This is a genomic window from Phaeovibrio sulfidiphilus (genome assembly GCF_014861485.1).
GTDB lineage: Bacteria > Pseudomonadota > Alphaproteobacteria > Rhodospirillales > Rhodospirillaceae > Phaeovibrio > Phaeovibrio sulfidiphilus.
In genome coordinates, this window is the sequence record NZ_JACZHT010000001.1 from 14,305 (window position 1) to 32,584 (window position 18,280).

An 18,280-nucleotide genomic window follows, 5' to 3' on the forward strand; every position below is an offset into this window, starting at 1 on the left:
GCCGACAGGGGCGGACCGACACCGGAGGGACGCTGGACCCCGCTCAGGGTTCCGGCAACCGCTCTCTCGCGTGTGGGATAAGGGTCTGTATTTATCCACGCGGGCCGTCCGGGTCAAGCACAAACGCTCCGGACCGGCTCCGGGGGGCGCCGCACTCTTGATTCTTTCCAGACTGGGGAGGATACTGGCCCTTTCCGTGACAAACGGGACGTATGACCATGACTTCAGGCCCTTCCGACCCCACCGGACCGTCCGGCCCCGCCCCCGGGGGCGCGCCTGCGGCCACGTCCGGGGGCGCCCCGGCTCACGGTGACGACGCGTTCCGGGCGGTGTGTGCCTCCGGCCTGCCTGTGAGCGGATCCGAGGCCTCGGATACCACCATCCTCACCCACCGGGCCCTCGAGGCCATCAACCACGCCGCCTTGCGCATCGGCCAGATCCTGGCCCAGAGCGGTGCCCACACCGCCGTGGTGCGCGAGAACGTCACCGCCATTGCCCGCAGCATGGGCGCCGACGGCGTGGACCTTCGGGTGGGCTATGCCTCCCTGACCCTGACCCTGCGCCACGACCGGAACTCCATCACCCGCATGACCGCGGTCGGCCCCCAGGGCGTGAACCAGCGGCTGGAGGACTCGCTTCGGGCCCTCGTGCGCCGGGTGCTGGACGGCGAGGATCTGACCCCCGTCGCCCTGCTGGCGGAAATCGACCGCATCGAGCGGGAGACGCGGCGCTATCCCCTGTGGGTGACCTCCCTTGCCGTGGGGGCGGCGTGCGCCGCGTTCTGCGTCCTGCTCCAGGGCGACCTGGCCACGGTGCTCGCGGTTCTGCCGGTGGCCACCGCGGCCCAGGCGATCCGGGCCGTCCTGAAGCGACGCCACTTCAACGACTATCTGTCCATCTTGCTGCTGGCCTTCACCTCGTGCCTGGGGGCGACGCTTCTTGCGAGCCTGTTCGGGTCTGCAACACCCGGGACCGCCATGATCGGCCCGACCCTGCTGCTGGTCCCCGGTGTCCCCGCCATCAACGGGCTGGCCGACGTCCTGGAGGGGCGCCCCACCCTGGGCGCGGCCCGGCTGACCGTCGTGGCCATGGTCATTGTCTTCCTGGCCATCGGGGTCTGGAACGCGGCCTTCCTTCTGGAGGCCGACGCCTTTCTCGGCACCTGGATGGCGCCGGTGGAGCAGGGAGCCCCGGCACCGTGATGACCTCTCCCCTTGTTCAGGCGCTGCTGGCGCCCGAGTTCGCCCTGCACCTTGCGGCCGGAGGTGTGGCCGCCGCCGGGTTCGGCGTGCTGTTCAACTTCGCGCCCCGGTCCCTGCTCTGGTGCCTGGCCATGGGGGTTCTGGCGGTGGGGGTGCGCAAGATCGCCCTGTCGTCAGGCCTGGCCCTTGAGGGCGCGTCCCTTCTGGCAGGAATCGCGGTGGGCGTGGCCGTCCAGATCCCCCACCGGAAGCTGGGGCTCACCCGGGCCGCCCTGGCGGTGGCCGGATGCATCCCGCTTGTGCCCGGGGGTTTTATCGCCCGCGCCATCATCGGGCTGTTCACCCTGACGACCCGACCGCCGGACCCGGCCTTCGTGGCGGTGGTTTTGCATGATTTTCTGGCCGCGGTCTTCACGCTGGCCGCCCTCGGGGTGGGGGTGTCCCTGTCGCTTCAGGTCTTCCGCCGCCGGGGCCTTGATCTCTAGACCCGGACCGGAGGGACAAGGGCCGGGGTCATGCGAGGGCCCGGTTGCCGGGAGGCGCGGGCGGACACGGGGGGACAAAGAGAGGACGGGGGGCGAAGCCGCGGGTTTCCTGCCACAAAAACACGGCCACCCTGTCCGGGACACGGTGGTGTGCGCGGCGGAATGCGCGGTCCCGGCTGTGGGACACGGAGCGTGAGGGGCGAGCCGCCCCCCACTGTGTCTGTCCGCGCGCCGGCCTCGCGGCGCACCGCAAAGACCTACCAGCGCACCGCAAAGACGCAGGCCGAGTCTCCGCGCGCCGCACAGGCGTGCTCGGTCACCCGGGACTGGGGGTGGACCAGAACCCGGAACAGGGTCTCGAAGGTGGCGGCGTAATAGACGCACGAGGCGCCCGAGCCTCCGGCCGCCTCCCGGGCCAGGGGCGAGTCCTCGATGGTCAGGGTCCAGGGCGAGCCCGCCTTCCACGAGAACCGGCCCGTGCCGGTGAACGTCCAGGCATTGCGGGAAATGGCGCTCAGCAGGATGCGCGCGGCCAGGGGCGGCGGCAGCCGCTTCAGAAGCCACGAGACGGACTTGGGAATCCGGTTTTCCAGAAGATACTCGGCGGTGGTCTCGCCCGCGCGGCGCATGACCTGCTCGCACACAGCCGGATCCAGAACCTCGCGCAGAGCCCGGTGGAGGGCAATGACCTCGCCCTCGGGGATCATCTTCTCGGGAAGCGCGACCAGGTAGCCCGCAAGCCCCGCCTTCTCGAAAACCTGCCGGATGTCGTCCGGGCTGGCCAGAGCCTCGAGCGCCCTGCGCACCTGAATCACCGAGTTGGGGCCAATCCGGCCGCTCATTTCCAGCTTCTGCGATGACATGATTTTTTGCCTCTCTTCATGAAACGCCGCCACATCGCCCTTCAACTCGTCACGGGCCCGGTGGGACACCAGGCCCCACTTCCAGAGAGTCTCCGAGGAGAACGGTAAAATCAGGAACCAGTGCTCCAGAACGCCGAGCGCGGTCAGGGTTGCAAGAAAAACGTAAAAGGCCGTCGCGGCCGGAAAGTCCGCCGGGGGCGCGGCCGCAGCCGAGCCCGCGCTCCCCACCAGCCAGGCAAGAACCATGGTGGCGGCGGTCACAACGAAGGGGAACAGGAAGTTCACCGGACGGCACAGGAAATAGGTTTTCAGGTATTCAAGGTGCGGCGGCAGGAAGCTCTCCGACAGATTGCGGGCCCCCAGGAACAGGTTCAGCTTCGCCGACAGCCGCATGCCCCACAGGATGACGAAGGTCCACAGGGCCGTGTCGTTGGGCTGGCCCCAGGTGAGCACCACCAGGACCAGGAAGGTCAGGACGATCGCGATCTCGTGGTAGAGGATGGTCTGGGTTCCGTAGCGGAACCGGGCCCAGCCGGTGGCGTCCGCCGGACAGCTGGAGCGCCGCGGCCCCGTGATGTAGCCAAACAGGAACACGATCTCGTTCCAGCCCCAGACCAGCAGGCCACAGGTGAAGGCGCAGTACACGGCCCCAAGCGAGGTCAGGGACGCGGTCGCCTGAATCCCGTACAGGGACACGAGCATCACAGCGGTGGCCGCAAGAAGGGTCAGCGGGTAGGTGCGCCGGGGCAGCCCATCCAGAAAGAGGATCGCCCCGGTGGAGAACCACCAGGTGAACAGGACAAACAGAACGGGAAACAGAAAATCGGTCAGAATCATGGAAGCCGGGAGCGCCTGGGGACAGTCGGAGGGGCGAGGAAAGCGGACGCGGTGCGGGGGGTCAGGGGCCGTCCCCCGCCGGCTGCGGGAAGGCCGCGCGGTCTCCCGGAAGGCTGCCGGAGCCGGTCATGGCCGCCCCCCTGCCGGGGTCGCCTGCGCATCACGGGCGCTGCGGGCCGCCTCATAAATTCGCAGAAGCTGTCCCGCCGTCGCGGGGCCGAACGCTGCGGCCTCCAGCTTCAGGGGGGTGCCCGGGTCCACCACCATCAGGCGGTGATCCTCGGTCATCTGGAAGCGGTAGGGCGCATCCAGGGGCACATCGTTCATGCGCCGGGTGCGCCGGTGGCTGGTGGTCATGCCGGTGAGGAAACCCGTATTGCCGGGCTCGATGGTCAGGAGCAGGGGGCCGTCACGCTCCAGGGCGATGCCGAGCGCCTCGTTCTCGAGCGACAGGATGTACACGTCCACGAAATCGGCAACCGGGCTGTCGTACTCCGCCGCCGGGTCATAGCCCGTCAGGCGCGCGCCGATCGCAAGGGCAAGGGCCGCAATCACGACGACCGCGATCACCCAGACCGCCACTGGAGGGAAAGGAGGACGACGACGGGACCGGTCCATGGAAACGAGTACTCCCTTTTCAGCGCATCACGCGGCGGACACACAGGCCGCCAGAAACCCCGCCCGGGGGCCGCCCGGGCTCAGGCCGCTGCGCCACCGCCATCCAGACCGGGGGCCGGAGCGGACGAGCCGTCCGGAACCGAAGACGCTCCGGTGGCCGGCGCCGCAGCGCTTTCGTCTGCCTCGGAGGCCGCGCGGGCCTTCCCGGCCGCATCCGCAAGCAAACGGGCCACAGCCTCCGCGTCGTGAACCGAGCGCATCATGGGCTGGGAAAACTTCACGTGCCAGGGGCGGGCGTTGGGCCACAGCGTGAAATACGCAATGCGCACCGGCGGCTTCAGCGCAAGGGGAATGTCCCCGGTGCCGTCCCGGTGCAGCCTGAGAGCCGCTGACTCGATGGAGGTAAAGGGCAGGTTGATGGTCCGCGGGACCACCAGGCCGAAGTGCAGGACCACACGCTTCGAGGTGATCGTGTAGATCGTTCCCCGGGCGGTGAACCAGGCATAGCCGAACACCAGAAGAAGAACAAAGCACGCAGGTGCAATGAGAGGCACCGCGGAGACCAGTGCGTCCTGGAAGGAGACCGGAGCCTCCACCCGGAACATGGCCTCCGCGATGTCCCAGACGAACAGGACCACGAAGTACGCTGCAATCAGCCGGACGTGATAGGCCCGGACAACAAGACCGAGCCACTCCGGAGACCCCTGCCAGAGGAGATCCTCACCGTCCGGCAGGGCGCTCGGCAAGCCCTTGATGGGAGAGGGCTCAACGAAATCATCGTGGTCAAAGCTCATCGTATGTTACCAGACCGTCTTCGTGTACAGACCGCCGCCGGAGAAGTAGCCGAGAATACGGTCTTCCTGACGGAGGGTGATGGTGCTGCCGCCGATCTTCGGCGCCGCATTGAAGTGCGCGCTGTCAACCGCCGAGACGTAAACCGTACGCTTCTTCGCGTCCAGAACGCCACGGGTGAAGGGCACCAGAACCGATCCGACCTGGTAGTAGCGGATCATGCATTCCGGCCGGTCGATCCACACGTCGGTGACCTCGCCCACGACGACACCGTCCGCCGCCACGACCTTCATGCCGCGGGGGTCCGGATCGTTCGGAGCCAGCCAGTACGTGGAATCGCTGGAAATCGGAATAATGCGGGGGCTGCCGTCCCACATGGGATCGGGAATATCCGCACGCTCGGTCCAGGCTGCGGGACCCACACCGTCAATGATGGGATCGCCCGTCGGGATCAGCGGAGAACCCGCCCAGCGCCGCGACGGAGCGGCCTTGACCGGACGCGTATCGCGCTCGTCATTCGGAACCGTGTAGGTGCGGTTCCGGGCAAGGTGGAAGGTCTTCGGGTCGCACATGGCGTGCGGGCCCATGGCCTCCAGCTCACCGGAGAGATCGTGCTCGAGAGGATAGCCCTCGCGACGGTCCTCCATGCGCAGATAGACGATCAGCCAGAAAACAAAGGTAACGAAAAAGATCGCGGTAACGAGCGTTGCTACGTCAAAGTTACCGACGAGATGGCCAACATAATTCATGGCATAGCCTCCTGAAGTGCGCCTAGCCCGGAAGCCCGGAGAGCCCGAAACGGCCCCGTGGCAGGCCTGTCCCGCCAGATCCCTGGCGAGCAAGGGGTAGGATGACCACCACTGTGGCAATAAGCAATACAATTTCGACAAAATAGACGCACAGGAACCCGCCGTAAGCCGCGGCCTTCGGGCTCAGCATCAGGGACAGGATGCCCTCAAAGACCCACTGGAACACACCGCCCAGAAGGGTCGCGCCGCCCATGGCCGTGGCCTGCACGGCGCCCCAGGCGCCCAGGGTCAGGCCCGCATCCCAGTCCTCGGCCAGGGACATGGCCGCCGTCAGGGTGCCGACGGCGAACAGGCCGCCGCCCAGCCCCACCAGGATCGAGCCCAGGTAGTACAGCATGGCGGACGAGAGCAGGCCCGAGAGGATCACGCAGACAAAGGCCGGAATCCCCACCACAAGCCCGATGGTGGACAGCTGGAGCGGACCGAATCCGCTCTCCAGGACCTTGGCGGACAAGCCGAAACCCAGAAGCGAGCCGAAGGCGAAGAACGCCGTCAGCAGCGTTGTGGCCGAGACCTTCAGGTCCAGAACCTTGCCGCCGAAGGGCTCCAGCAGGATGTCCTGCATGGAAAACGCCGCCGTGCCCAGGAAGATCGAGAGCAGAAGGGTCTTCAGGTAGGGCTGTTCGGAGAACCGGGCCCAGGCCTCGCGGAAATCGGGCTCGGGGGCCTCGTCATCGGGCCGGATGCGGCCCGGATCCCGGGGCTCCTGCTTCCAGAGCGCCACCAGGTTCAGGATCAGGGTCAGCACGCCCACGGACTGGATGGTCCGGATCAGGGCCGTCTCGCTGAAGGGCGAGAGCATGTAGCTGAAGAAGAAGCTGGCCAGGATCATGCCCACCAGCAGCATGACGTACATCAGCGCCACCACCCGGGGGCGGCGGGATTCGTCAGCCAGATCGGTGGCCAGCGCCAGACCCGCGGTCTGGGTGGTGTGGAAGCCGAGCCCCACCATCAGGAAGGCCGCAGCCCCGCCCAGATAGCCGCCCAGAAGGCCGTAGGAGGAGTTCCCCTCCCCCGTCAGCAGCATGAGCGCAAAGGGCATCAGGGCCAGCCCCAGGAACTGGGACAAGGTGCCAAGCCAGATGAACGGCACCCGCCGCCAGCCGATAAAGGACCGGAAATGGTCGGACTTGAAGCCGATCAGGATCCGGAACGGGGCGAACAGGATGGGCAGCGCCACCATGATGGCGATGGCGAAAATGGGGATATTCATCTCCACGTTCATGACCCGGTTCAGGGTTCCCGTCAGGAGAACCATGGCCATGCCCACAGAGATCTGGAACAGGGACAGCCGCAGAAGCCGGTTCAGGGGCAGTCCGTCGGAGGCCGCGTCCGCAAACGGCAGATACTTGGGCGCAAGCGTGCCCCAGGCCGAGGCCAGGGTCCGCCCGGTGCGGGCCGCCCCGTCCACCAGGTGGTCTTTCTGCTCGAATCCCTCGCGGGCGGGCAGCTGGACAAAATCGGCGGCGGACTCGGCTTTCGAGGCCCAGCCCTCCAGTTTCTTCTGGAAGCGGTCAAGGACACCGCCCCCGGCGGCGCCCTCCCCGTCCCCGGGGGCTCCGTCGTCCGCCCCCGCGCTGCCGGACTGCACACGTCCCGCCATATCGCCCGCCTTGCGGACAACGTTTTTCCACAGCGCCCCTGACTTCTCCCCCAGGTCCTGGCCCAGAGTCCCAAGTTTCGCGCGCCATTCGGGCGTATCAGTGTCGTCCGGCTTGTTGGTCATTTCGGAAGAAGCTCCAGTGCCTGGGAGATATAGAAGCCTTTCACCACGCGGGCGGTGCGGCCAATTTTCCAGCCCTTCAGGCCGGGCTCGTTACGGATGGCCTCGTGGAAGCGCTCTTCCGCGAGGGGGATGATCCGGGGCGAGCGGTCCGACTTGGGAAACAGCTTGCCGATCACGTGCATCGTCGCCAGAAGCGGCGTGCGCGGAGCATACGTGAACACGATCGAGCCCCGGACGTGGGGCGCCCAGTTGGCCAGAACCCGGACCGTGTCGTTCAGGTCGTAGTGGATCAGGCAGTCCATGGCCACGATGTGGTCGAAGTCCCCGTAGACGGGCGCAAACGCGTCTCCGACCTTCAGCTCCAGGGAGCCCTTGAGCACCTCGCCCGTGGCCCGCTCCACACCCACGTCGATCAGGGTGCGCGACAGGTCCACGCCCACCACGTCGGCGCCCCGGCGGGCCGCCTCGATGGAGAGCATGGCCGGGCCGCAGCCGGCGTCAAACAGGCTCTGGCCCGCAAGATCGGCGGGAAGCCAGGACAGAAGGGTGCTGCGCATCCGGTCCCGCCCCTCGCGCACCGTCTGGCGGATGCGGTTCAGGGGGGAGTTGGACGTCATCTGCGCCCACTTGTGGGCGGCCTGGCGATCGAAGTAGTGCTCGACCTCGCCGCGGCGCTGTTCATAGGCGGGATCGTGCATCAGTCGTACCCCAGAAGATCAAAAATATGGCGGTCCTTGAGGTTGGTCGCGTTTTCCAGCGGCTCCACCCCGTCCAGAAGGGCCTGGGCGATCCGGAGGTACTCGTTCTGGACGGCCTCGACCTCGGGGCTCGGGTCCATCTCGAAGAGCGTCGCCTTCTTCAGGCGCGAGCGCCGGATCACGTCCAGGGCCGGAATGCGCCCGAGGGTCCGCATGCCCGAGGCCTCGTTGAACTTGTCGATCTGGTCGGTCGCATCAGACCGGTTGCAGATCACGCCGCCCAGGCGCACGTCATAGGTCTTGGCCTTGACCTGGATCGCCTGGATGATGCGGTTCATGGCGAAAATCGAGTCGAAGTCGTTCGCCGAGACCACAAGCGCGCGCTGGGCGTGCTGGAGCGGGGTGGCAAAGCCGCCGCACACCACGTCGCCCAGGACGTCGAAGACCACCACGTCCGTGTCGTCCAGAAGGTGGTGTTCCTTCAGGAGCTTGACCGTCTGGCCCACCACGTAGCCGCCGCAGCCGGTTCCGGCCGGGGGGCCGCCCGCCTCAACCGCCAGAACGCCGTTGTAGCCGGGGAACACGAAGTCCTCGGGCCGGAGTTCCTCGGAGTGGTAGTTCACGGATTCCAGCACGTCGATAACGGTGGGAATCAGCGACTTGGTGAGGGTGAAGGTGGAGTCGTGCTTGGGGTCGCAGCCGATCTGGATCACCCGCTTGCCGAGCTTGGAAAAAGCGACCGAAAGGTTGGACGAGGTGGTGGACTTTCCAATCCCCCCCTTGCCGTAGATGGCAAACACCTGGGCCCGCCCGACGTCGAGGTCCGGTTCAAACTGAACCTGGACGCTGCCTTCTCCATCAAGGTGCAAATCCTCTTGCACGCGCCTGTCTCCTTGAAAAAACGGTAAATGAGCGGAAGGGGGAACGCCGCACTAGGCGGCGTCCTCCGACACGTTCTCCATGGCGTCCTCGAGCTCCTCGGAAGCGTTGCGAAGCGCTTCCAGGGTGGCCTCGTCGGGCTCCCAGTACTTGCGCTCGTGGGCTTCCAGCAGGCGGTTGGCCACCCGGGCCGAGGCCTGGGGGTTCAGCTTGCCCAGACGCTCGCGCATCTTCTCGTCGAGCATGAAGGTCTCGGTGATGTGCTGGTAGACCCAGGGCGCGACCTGCCCGGTGGTCGCCGACCAGCCCAGGGTGTTGGTCACGTGGGCCTCGATCTGGCGCACACCCTCGTAGCCGTGCTCCAGCATGCCCTCGTACCACTTGGGGTTCAGGACACGGGTGCGGGTCTCGAGAGCCACCTGCTCCGCCAGCGAGCGGACCTTGCCGTCGCCCTTGGTCTGGTCGCCGATGTAGACCGGAACCTCCTCGCCGCCCTTCGCCCGGGACACGGCCTTGGAGATGCCGCCCAGGGTGTCGAAGTAGTGGTCGATGGTGGTGACGCCCAGCTCCATGGATTCCAGGTTCTGGTAGGCCAGGTCCACGTCCGAGAGCATGGTCTGGAACAGCTCGGCCTGCGCCTGCGAGCGACCGTTGACCCCGTAGGCGAAGCTCTTGCGCCGGGTGAAGGTGTCGGCCAGCTCGTCGCCGCCCTCCCAGCGCCCGGAGTCCACAAGCAGGTTCACGTTCGAGCCGTAGGCTCCGTCCGCGTTCGAGAACACCCGCAGCGCGGCCGTCTCGAAGTCACAGCCCTGCTTGGCCATGTAGGCCAGGGTGTGCTTGCGCACGAAGTTCATCTCGTCGGGCTCGTCGGCGCGGGCGGCAAGCAGGGCCGCCTCTGCCAGCAGACGGGTCTGGAGCGGCAGAAGGTCGCGGAAAATGCCCGACAGGGTCATGACCACATCCACGCGGGGACGGGTCATCTCCTCGGCCGGGATCAGTTCCGCCCCGCACAGGCGCCCGTAGTTGTCGAACCGGGGACGCGTGCCCATCAGGGACAGGGCCTGGGCCACGGGGACACCCTCGTTCTTGAGATTGTCCGCGCCCCACAGGACCATGGCGACGGTCTCGGGGCAGGCGCCACCGTTGTCCGCCTTGTGGCGCTCGATGATCAGGTCCGCGTGACGGCGACCGTCCTCCATCGCGTAGCGCGACGGAATGCGGAACGGATCGAAGCCGTGCATGTTGCGTCCCGTGGGCAGAACCGCGGGGGAGCGCAGCAGGTCGCCGCCGGGGGCCGGGCGCACATAGCGGCCGTCCAGCGCCACAACCAGGGCCGGAAGCTCGTGATCCTCGGACAGGAGCCCGTTGATGCGGGCCAGATCCGCCCAGGCCTCGCGGGCCTTCTCGTCCTTTCCGGCGATCTTCTCGGGCTTCTCCCCGGCGAAAAGACGGTCCAGATCCTCTTTCGAGGCCTTGAAGCCGTGGGTCGCCTCGCACATGGCGCCCAGAAGATCCTTGCGCTCGTCCGCCGACGGCGGCTTGCCGATCACGTGCAGGCCGAAGGGAATGTTGGTCTGCTCGACCTCAAGCAGCTTGGTCCAGAGCTCGTCCACCTTGTGAGCCGCATCCTCGCCCCAGAGGGGTTCGGCCTCGGCCAGTTCCAGCTCGGCGGCCTGGGCCTGGATCACGTCGATCATGCGGAAACGCTCGCTCTCGTCGTCGTCCGGGCCGCTGGAGCGCCAGCGCTGGAGCGAGGACTTGAGCTCCTGGAGCCCCTTGTGCAGACCGGCCTCGGTCACGGAGGGCGTCAGGTAGGTGATGAGCGTGGCCGACCCGCGCCGCTTGGCCAGCGAGCCCTCGGACGGGTTGTTCGAGGCGTAGAAGTAGAAGTTCGGCAGATCCCCGATCAGACGCTCGGGCCAGCACTTGCCGGACAGGGCCGTCTGCTTGCCGGGCATGAACTCCAGCGCGCCGTGCATGCCGAAGTGCAGCACCGCGTCCACGTCCATCACCTCGCGCAGGTAGCGGTAGAACGCCGCAAACGCGTGGGTGGGCGCAAAACCGCGCTCGAACAGAAGGCGCATGGGGTCACCCTCGTAGCCGAAGGTCGGCTGGATGCCCACAAACACATTCCCGAACTGCTGGCCCAGGACAAAGATCGTGGCGCCGTCCGTCAGGTCACGGCCGGGAGCCGAGCCCCACTGGGCCTCGATGTCCGCCAGGTACTTCTCGCGCCGGACGTGGTCGTCCGTGGGGATGCGCACATGCACGTTGGCAGGCGCACCGAACTTGGAGGCATTGCCGCCCTGGATCATCTTGCGCAGGGCGTCCGGGCTTTCCGGAACCTCGCCCACGTCGTAGCCCTCGGCCTTCATGCGGTTGAGGGTGTTGAACAGGGACTCGTAGACCGAAAGATAGGCCGCCGTTCCCGTCGCCCCCGCGTTGGGCGGGAAGTTGAACAGGATAATGGCCACCTTGCGATCCTGCCGCGCCTTCCGGCGCAGGCGGATCATCTTCAGCACACGGCCCACCAGGGTCTCGACCCGCTCGGGCTCGGCGCACATCTCGTGGCCCTGCCGGTCGTCGGCGCCATCGGCCCGGCCCCCGTACAGCATGGGGTTGATGCAGCCGTCCAGCTCGGGAATGGCCATCATCATGGTGGCTTCCACGGGCATCAGGCCGCGCTCCGACTCCTTCCACTGGGAGAGGGTCTGGAACTCCACCGCCATGGTGGTCATGTAGGGCACGTCCAGCCGGGAGAGGATCTCCTCGGCGGCGTGGGAGTCGTTGTAGGCCGGTCCGCCCACCAGGGAGAACCCGGTCAGGGACAGAAGCAGGTCGATGGTGGGACGGCCCGCCTTGTCGAAGAAGAACTCCTCGACCGCCGGGCGGTTGTCGAGCCCGGCCGCGTAGGCCGGAATGACCCGCAGGCCCTTCTCCTCGAGGGCCGTGATGACCGCGTCATAGTGCTCGGTGTTGCCCGCCAGAACGTAGGAGCGCATCAGCAGAAGGCCCACCGTTCCCTTCGAGCCATCCACCGCCGGCAGATGGGAGAGGTCGTCCGTCACCCGGGTCTCGAGCCGCGGGTGGTAGAGACCGGTTTCCGGGTACTCCACCGGCGCTGCGGGCTTGAGGGTGCCCTTCAGGTGGGCGTGGCGCCCCCGTGCGTAGCGGTCGATCAGGAAGCGGACCATGTTGACCAGGTTGTCGTCGGACCCGGCCAGCCAGTACTGGAGCGCGATGAAATAGGCCCGCAGGTCCTGGGCCTTGCCGGGAATCAGGCGCAGCAGCTTGGGCAGCCGCTTGAGCATGGCCATCTGGTTTGCGCCGCCCTCCGAGCTCTTGCCCTTGTCGCCGCGCAGGCGCTTGAGCATGGCCAGGGGGCCGCGGTTCGCGCCCTCGAAGGTGAAGTCGCCCATCTTGGTCAGATTGACGATCTGCCCCTCCGCCAGCGCACCGAACAGCGCGTAGCAGTGGTCGCGGCGCGCCTCGAGGGCGGGCCGGATGGCCTGGATCTGGTCGTCCAGGAACAGCATGGTGGCGACGATGATGTCGGCCTGGCCGACGTCCGCAACCGCCTGCTCGAGGGCACGGGGATTGTCCGCCCACTCGACGGCGGCGTGCATGTTCAGCTCGATCCCCGGAATGTCCCGCACCAGATCCGCGCGGGCCCGTGCGACGGCACCGGCAAGGTGCCCGTCCAGGGTGATAATAACGACGCGCAGGGGCGCGCGCCGGTCAGCTTCCGAAATGGGCTTTTGCATCGTAGAGCGTCTCTATAGAAATGCGCGCAAGACCGCGTTCCGCAGCGTAGCGCTCCGTGTTACGACGTGCCTTCCCCCGTACGAAGAAGGGGATCTTTTTCAGCTCGCGTTCCGCTTCGGGCTCCCAGACAGGCGCCCCGTCACCCGAGGCCCCGCCGGATGCGGACGACGGGCTGTCCCCGTCGGCTTCCGCCACAGCGGTCGCGGGCTCTGCCAGTGCCTCGTCGCCGCGGGGGACAACGCCCCCCACAAGGTGCGACGCACCGGCGCCCGCGTGGAACTCGAAGTCCTCACGGAACATGCCAAGCAGGTGTTCTTCCAGCCCCATCATAAGCGGATGGACCCAGGTATCAAACAGTACGTTTGCTCCCTCGACACCCATCTGCGGTGCGTAGCGGGCCGGAAAGTCCTGGACGTGGACGGGCGAACTGATCACCGCACAGGGAACACCCAGCCGCTTGGCAATGTGGCGTTCCATCTGGGTTCCCAGAACGATCTCCGGGCGGGCCTCCTCAATGGCGGCCTCCACCTCCAGGTAGTCGTCAGAAATCAGGGCCTCGACGCCGTACTTTTCGGCGCAGGCCCGCACGTCCCGGGCAAACTCCCGGGAGTACGTCCCAAGCCCCACCACGGCAAACCCCATCTCCTCGGCGGCAACCCGGGCACAGGCCATCACGTGGGTTGCGTCGCCGAACAGGAAAACACGCTTTCCTGTCAGGTAGTTGGAGTCCACCGAGCGGGAATACCAGGGCATCCGCAGGCGGGGATCGTCCAGCGCGGGGACGGTCTCCAGCCCCGCCACCCGGGCGACCTCGGCCAGGAAGTCCCGCGTGGCGCCCACACCGATGGGCACCGTGCGCACCGAGGGCTGGCCGAACGCGCGCTCCAGGAACCGGGCGGCGGTGTCGGCAATCTCGGGGTAGAGGACAACGTTGAAATCCGCCTCGCCCAGGCGCGCCAGGTCATGGGCGCTGGCCCCGAGGGGCGCGACCACGTTCACCCGGACGCCGCACAGGTCCAGCAGCTTGCGGACCTCCTCGACGTCGTCGCGGTTCCGGAATCCGAGGGAAATCGGGCCCAGGATGTTGCACGAGGGGGCTGCCCCCTCGGGCCGGGGCGGACGCTTGCCCCCCGGCGGAGCCTTGGGCCCCGCAATGCCGCGCACCAGGGAGTGGAACGCCTCGGAGGCACCCCAGTTGTCCTTGCGCATGTACGAGGGCAGCTTGAGGGGCACCACGGGCACGGGCAGGCCCACGGCCTTTCCGAGCCCGCCCGGATCGTCCTGGAGAAGCTCGCCCGTGCAGGTCTCGGCCGTCAGGATCACCTGGGGCCTGAAGCGCTCGTAGGCCTTTCTCAGGGTGTCCTGGAACAGGGCGGCGGAATCCCCGCCCATGTCGCGGGCGTCAAAGCTGCTGTAGGTCACCGCCGGGCGCGAGGGCCGGCGCTCGACCATGGTAAACAGAAGGTCGGCGTAGGAATCCCCGGACGGCGCGTGAAGGACGCAGTGGACGCCCTTCATCGACGACGCAACCCGGATGGCCCCCATGTGGGGCGGTCCCTCGTAAGTCCAGACCGTCAAGTGCATGCTGTCACACCTTCAAGAGGGATTTGCGAACGAGAGGACGGGCAAAGATTCCCGCAAGGTCGCCCGCCTGATCGTATCCGTGAACCGGCGTGAACACCAGTTCGATGGACCATTTGGTGACGCGGCCCTGGGCCTCCAGCGCGTTGGCCAGCCCCAGACCGCAGACCGTCAGGTCCGGCTTCAGGTCCAGACAGCGGGCCATCTGCTCGTCCACATCCGGGGCCTCGCTGAGACACGGGTCCGAGCCCAGCAGGGGGAGCTCCGCATCCAGAAGGGACCGGTTGAAGTAGGGCGTGGCAATGTCCGTCGGACGCATTCCCAGTTCCCGGGCCAGGAAACGGGCCATGGGAATTTCCAGCTGGGAGTCCGGGAAGAAGAAGATCGTCTTGCCCTCGAGGGTTTCCCGGTGATGCTCGAGCGCCTTTTTCGCCCGCGCCCGGCCCGGAGCCGTGACCTCGTCAAACCGCGCCGGATCCACGCCGAAGGCGTCCGCCGCGGCCTTCAGCCAGAGGGTCGTACCCTCCTCGCCAAAGGGGAACGGGGCCGACAGCCGGCGCGCGCCGCGACGCTCCAGCGCCTGGACCGTCTCGCCCACAAAGGGCTGGGCGGCCAGAACCAGGGTCTCGGGGCCCACCGCAGGCAGGGGCTCGGACGTGCGCGACGGCAGGAAATGAACAGGCCCGACGCCCATGGCCTCGAACAGGCGGCGGAACTGGTCCTCCACCACATCCGGAAGGCACCCGGCCACCACGAGGGAGCGACCGGCGCTGTCCGCCGGCTCGGCCTGCTCGGCCACCAGGGAGGCAAGGCACGAATCCTCGCCCTGGGTGAACGTCGTGTCCAGGCCCGAGCCCGTGTAGGCCAGCACCCGGGTCTTGGGCGCAAGACGCCCGCTCAGCCGGTGGGCCGCGCGCTTGAGGTCGATCCGGATCACGTCCGACGGGCACGAGGCCACGAGGAACAGCAGCCGGATATCCGGGCGGCGCTCCAGAAGACGGGTCACGATCCGGTCGAGCTCCTCCTGGGCGTCGGCCATTCCGGCCAGGTCACGCTCCTCGAGGACAGCGGTGCCGAACCGGGGCTCGGCGAAGATCATCACCCCCGCCGCCGACTGGATCAGGTGCGCACAGGTGCGCGAGCCCACGATAAGGAAAAAGGCGTCCTGGATCTTGCGGTGCATCCACACCACCGACGTCAGGCCGCAGAAAACGGACCGGGGCCCACGGTCGCGGTAGGCCTCCGGACACGGGGCCTCGACCCCGTTCAGCGTGATGGCGCTCATGCACTCGCTCCGGCGCGGCGCTTGGCGTCCTCACGGGCGCCCTGAAGCCGGGCCATGCGGAGCTTCCACAGGAACTGCCCCGCGTTGATGACATACGTGCCGTAGGCCGCAAGAGCGATCATCATCTGGACAAACGGATCCGCGCCCGTGAACAGCGCCACCAGGTACGCCGTGTGCAGCGCGATCACAAGCATGGAGAACACGTCCTCCCAGAAGAACGCGGGGGCAAACAGGTATTTGCCGAACACCACCTTCTCCCAGATGGCTCCGGTGACCATGATGGAGTAGAGGATCAGGGTCTTGATCACGATGGAGACCGTCGCCCACAGGAAGGCGCTCTCCTTCGCGGCCTCCCCATCGGGAATGCCCAGGTAGTAAACCACAAGGCCAAGACTGACGAGAAAAACAAGAAACTGAAGGGGCGCGAGAATCGCCTGGACGATTGTCCAGGGGGACTGGTCGCGCCGCGCCCTTTGTTCGGGCGTGTAGAGAGGACCCTGCACCAAGACTGCCTCACTTTTGCTGGTCGCCTCCCAGGTCCGGCACAGGACAAAAAGAGGCGGGAGCCGTCGCTCTATGGGCCCCGGGACGGGGGCCCGCTCGGGGCGATACACTAGAGGCCCCCCTTGCACGGTGTCAACCGGACTGTGGGGGAAAGCCGCCCGGGCGCACGGCTTCGGCGCGTGCTGCCGGGACGGGTGCGGGCCGGGGCACCGCCCCCTGCAACGCCGGGAACAGGGACGGGGATCCGTTCAATCCGGACGGGTTCGCGCACGGCGCCGGGACCAGCCCGGATGGCGAGTGCCAGCCCGCCGCGTGCCGGGACCGGCACCGGGCCGGACGCCGGGCCCGCCGACGAACACCGGGCCGGTGCCAAAAACCATTTCAGGTCAAGACCGAAGAACACCCGGCCACCGGACAGGGCCGAACCCGGCGGCGCCCGTCAGGGGAGCGTCAGGCCCCGACGGCCGACGGCCTCAGGGCGCGGCTCCCTGAAATCCGGTGGGCGTCAGGCTGCCGCCGATGCGAATGGGCTCGACCGCCAGGGCCAGGCCGGTCCGCTCGTCGGTCTCCACAAACAGCCCGCAGACTGTGGCCGCGCCCTCGGCAGGCGTGAGCCGCTCGGTCGGGGTCTTGCGCACAAAACGGTGGATGGACGAGCCCTTCACCATGCCGATGACCGAATCATAGTCGCCGCACATCCCGGCGTCGGTCATGTAGGCCGTTCCGCCGGCCAGAATATGGTGGTCGGCCGTGGGCACGTGGGTGTGGCCACCCACCACAAGGGACACCCGGCCATCGCAGTAGTGCCCGATGGCCATTTTCTCGCTGGTGGCCTCCGCATGGACGTCCACCACGATGGCGTTCACCCGGCCCGAGAGGGGGTGGCGGGCCAGAATCTCGTCCACAATCCGGAAGGGGCAGTCGAGAGGCTCCATGAACAGGCGCCCCATGACCTGAAGCACCAGAGCCTTGCGCCCCCGGCCCACGTCCACGACTACCGCACCCACACCGGGCGTGCCCTCGGGGAAGTTGGCCGGGCGGATCACCCGGTGTTCCCGGTCGATATAGGGGATCAGGTCGCGCTGGTCCCAGACGTGGTTGCCCATGGTGATCACGTCCACGCCGCCCGCGAGGAAGGTCTCGGCATGCTTGGCGCCGAGCCCGAACCCATGGGTCGCGTTTTCAGCGCAGACCACCACCAGGTCCGCCCGGTAGTGCTCGCGCATGGACGGAAGAACGTTCAGGAGAGCGTCACGACCCGTGCGCCCGACCACGTCCCCGAAATACAAAATCCTCATTCCGCACCCGCTTTCAGGAACGTTTCTCCACAATCGAACAGGCCGCACTCGGTGGCCACGGCCTCCAGCCTGCGGTCGTGGGGCTCCATCGGAAGCCCCTCAACCTGCTGGCAGGAAAAGGCCAGCCCAAGGGTGCGAACCTCCTGCCCGCCCGCCCCGGCCAGAGCCTCGAGCGTGCGGTCGTAATAGCCCCCGCCCTGACCCAGACGGCCACCGGTCCGGTCGAACCCCAGAAGGGGAACCAGAACATGATCCGGAACAACCGCCTGAGCCGTCGCCGGGGGCTCAAGGGCCCCACAGGGACCGGCCTCAAGGATATCCCCGAAAGTCCATGCGCGAAAGCCCAGAGATGAGCCCGGATCCCGAATGACCGGAAGGGCAAGGCGGTAGCCCCGGTCCTCGAGCGCCCGCATGAGCGGCCGGGGATCCACCTCGCCGGGGATCGGCCAGTACCCGGCTACAACCGCGCCCGCGCCCTGGGGGGCAAAGCGCTCCAGCGCGAAGGGCACCAGGGCCCTGGCGGCCGCCTCGCCGTGGTCTGCGCAAAAGGTACGACGGCGAGCCCGCAAAAGGCGGCGCAGGCCGGTCTTGTCCATGATCTGAGCGCCGGACACCCGGAGCCTCCCTCTGATCGCGTGCGCACGGGGCCCGGGCCTCCCGCACATCGTGTGTCCGGATTCGCATCCGGATCTCCAAAAAGGCGCCGGGTGCCGGACCGGCGGCCAACCGCCGCACTCCCCCGCCCCCGGATGCCCGCGTGCACCCCGCAAAGGCGCCGGGTGCGCCCCGGGTGCGCGCCACATCCCATACGCGCGACGTGTGCGCCACATGCAGCCTGCACACACTCCGCGCTTCCGCACACAGATACGGCCCGCGTGCGCCGTTACCGTACCGCAGCCCCATGGGATCCATGCCTCCGCCAGCCCGGCAGCACTCTG

Annotated in this window: 15 protein-coding genes; 2 read left to right on the top strand and 13 right to left on the bottom strand. The window is 67.5% G+C overall.

Annotated features, from left to right (window positions below; all coding sequences use genetic code 11):
- The first annotated feature begins 218 nt into the window (after window positions 1–218).
- Together IHV25_RS00060 and IHV25_RS00065 are read left to right on the top strand one after the other, a co-directional pair.
- Complete coding sequence (locus tag IHV25_RS00060) at window positions 219–1,202, top strand: threonine/serine exporter family protein (protein WP_192532943.1); 984 nt, start codon at window positions 219–221, stop codon at window positions 1,200–1,202.
- Window positions 1,202–1,687, top strand: coding sequence for a threonine/serine exporter family protein (locus IHV25_RS00065; protein WP_192533536.1), 486 nt, complete (start codon window positions 1,202–1,204; stop codon window positions 1,685–1,687). The genes IHV25_RS00060 and IHV25_RS00065 overlap by 1 nt, the downstream gene beginning before the upstream one ends.
- 257 nt (window positions 1,688–1,944) lie before the next feature.
- Here the strand turns inward: IHV25_RS00065 and puhE are convergent, their stop codons facing one another.
- From puhE to IHV25_RS00130, 13 genes are all read right to left on the bottom strand, one after another.
- Entirely contained in the window at window positions 1,945–3,387 is a 1,443-nt protein-coding gene (puhE, locus tag IHV25_RS00070) for a putative photosynthetic complex assembly protein PuhE (protein ID WP_192532944.1), read from the bottom strand.
- Window positions 3,388–3,513: 126 nt separating this feature from the next.
- Complete coding sequence (gene puhC / locus IHV25_RS00075) at window positions 3,514–4,005, bottom strand: photosynthetic complex assembly protein PuhC (protein WP_192532945.1); 492 nt, start codon at window positions 4,003–4,005, stop codon at window positions 3,514–3,516.
- Between the two features lie 80 nt (window positions 4,006–4,085).
- Window positions 4,086–4,799 carry a photosynthetic complex putative assembly protein PuhB gene (gene puhB / locus IHV25_RS00080; protein WP_192532946.1) on the bottom strand — a complete coding sequence of 238 codons (714 nt, stop codon included), beginning with the start codon at window positions 4,797–4,799 and terminating at the stop codon, window positions 4,086–4,088.
- A gap of 6 nt (window positions 4,800–4,805) precedes the next feature.
- Window positions 4,806–5,546 (bottom strand): photosynthetic reaction center subunit H, encoded by a 741-nt coding sequence (puhA, locus tag IHV25_RS00085; RefSeq protein ID WP_192532947.1) that lies wholly within the window; start codon window positions 5,544–5,546, stop codon window positions 4,806–4,808.
- Between the two features lie 22 nt (window positions 5,547–5,568).
- Entirely contained in the window at window positions 5,569–7,332 is a 1,764-nt protein-coding gene (locus tag IHV25_RS00090) for a BCD family MFS transporter (protein WP_242018717.1), read from the bottom strand.
- The gene (gene bchM, locus IHV25_RS00095) at window positions 7,329–8,030 is read right to left on the bottom strand and encodes a magnesium protoporphyrin IX methyltransferase (RefSeq protein ID WP_192532948.1); all 702 of its coding nucleotides are present in this window, start codon (window positions 8,028–8,030) and stop codon (window positions 7,329–7,331) included. Before bchM ends, IHV25_RS00090 begins: the two co-directional genes overlap by 4 nt.
- The gene (gene bchL, locus IHV25_RS00100; RefSeq protein WP_192532949.1) at window positions 8,030–8,911 is read right to left on the bottom strand and encodes a ferredoxin:protochlorophyllide reductase (ATP-dependent) iron-sulfur ATP-binding protein; all 882 of its coding nucleotides are present in this window, start codon (window positions 8,909–8,911) and stop codon (window positions 8,030–8,032) included. Before bchL ends, bchM begins: the two co-directional genes overlap by 1 nt.
- 51 nt (window positions 8,912–8,962) lie before the next feature.
- Entirely contained in the window at window positions 8,963–12,673 is a 3,711-nt protein-coding gene (locus tag IHV25_RS00105; protein WP_192532950.1) for a magnesium chelatase subunit H, read from the bottom strand.
- Window positions 12,648–14,258: a ferredoxin:protochlorophyllide reductase (ATP-dependent) subunit B gene (bchB, locus tag IHV25_RS00110; protein ID WP_192532951.1), complete on the bottom strand. Its 1,611-nt coding sequence runs from the start codon at window positions 14,256–14,258 to the stop codon at window positions 12,648–12,650. Before bchB ends, IHV25_RS00105 begins: the two co-directional genes overlap by 26 nt.
- Before the next feature lie 4 nt (window positions 14,259–14,262).
- Window positions 14,263–15,540 carry a ferredoxin:protochlorophyllide reductase (ATP-dependent) subunit N gene (locus tag IHV25_RS00115; RefSeq protein ID WP_192532952.1) on the bottom strand — a complete coding sequence of 426 codons (1,278 nt, stop codon included), beginning with the start codon at window positions 15,538–15,540 and terminating at the stop codon, window positions 14,263–14,265.
- Window positions 15,537–16,043, bottom strand: coding sequence for a 2-vinyl bacteriochlorophyllide hydratase (gene bchF, locus IHV25_RS00120; RefSeq protein WP_420825410.1), 507 nt, complete (start codon window positions 16,041–16,043; stop codon window positions 15,537–15,539). Before bchF ends, IHV25_RS00115 begins: the two co-directional genes overlap by 4 nt.
- A gap of 474 nt (window positions 16,044–16,517) precedes the next feature.
- On the bottom strand, window positions 16,518–17,342 hold the full coding sequence (locus IHV25_RS00125; protein ID WP_192532954.1) for a TIGR00282 family metallophosphoesterase: 825 nt from the start codon (window positions 17,340–17,342) through the stop codon (window positions 16,518–16,520).
- Window positions 17,339–17,956 carry a 5-formyltetrahydrofolate cyclo-ligase gene (locus IHV25_RS00130; RefSeq protein ID WP_338048555.1) on the bottom strand — a complete coding sequence of 206 codons (618 nt, stop codon included), beginning with the start codon at window positions 17,954–17,956 and terminating at the stop codon, window positions 17,339–17,341. Before IHV25_RS00130 ends, IHV25_RS00125 begins: the two co-directional genes overlap by 4 nt.
- Window positions 17,957–18,280 lie beyond the last annotated feature (324 nt).

Bases quoted from the DNA above. Each gene is read 5' to 3' on its own strand.
- IHV25_RS00060 (WP_192532943.1), top strand. From the start codon at position 219: ATGACTTCAGGCCCTTCCGACCCCACCGGACCGTCCGGCCCCGCCCCC.
- IHV25_RS00065 (WP_192533536.1), top strand. From the start codon at position 1,202: ATGACCTCTCCCCTTGTTCAGGCGCTGCTGGCGCCCGAGTTCGCCCTG.
- puhE (WP_192532944.1), bottom strand. From the start codon at position 3,387: ATGATTCTGACCGATTTTCTGTTTCCCGTTCTGTTTGTCCTGTTCACC.
- puhC (WP_192532945.1), bottom strand. From the start codon at position 4,005: ATGGACCGGTCCCGTCGTCGTCCTCCTTTCCCTCCAGTGGCGGTCTGG.
- puhB (WP_192532946.1), bottom strand. From the start codon at position 4,799: ATGAGCTTTGACCACGATGATTTCGTTGAGCCCTCTCCCATCAAGGGC.
- puhA (WP_192532947.1), bottom strand. From the start codon at position 5,546: ATGAATTATGTTGGCCATCTCGTCGGTAACTTTGACGTAGCAACGCTC.
- IHV25_RS00090 (WP_242018717.1), bottom strand. From the start codon at position 7,332: ATGACCAACAAGCCGGACGACACTGATACGCCCGAATGGCGCGCGAAA.
- bchM (WP_192532948.1), bottom strand. From the start codon at position 8,030: ATGCACGATCCCGCCTATGAACAGCGCCGCGGCGAGGTCGAGCACTAC.
- IHV25_RS00105 (WP_192532950.1), bottom strand. From the start codon at position 12,673: ATGCAAAAGCCCATTTCGGAAGCTGACCGGCGCGCGCCCCTGCGCGTC.
- bchB (WP_192532951.1), bottom strand. From the start codon at position 14,258: ATGCACTTGACGGTCTGGACTTACGAGGGACCGCCCCACATGGGGGCC.
- IHV25_RS00115 (WP_192532952.1), bottom strand. From the start codon at position 15,540: ATGAGCGCCATCACGCTGAACGGGGTCGAGGCCCCGTGTCCGGAGGCC.
- IHV25_RS00125 (WP_192532954.1), bottom strand. From the start codon at position 17,342: ATGAGGATTTTGTATTTCGGGGACGTGGTCGGGCGCACGGGTCGTGAC.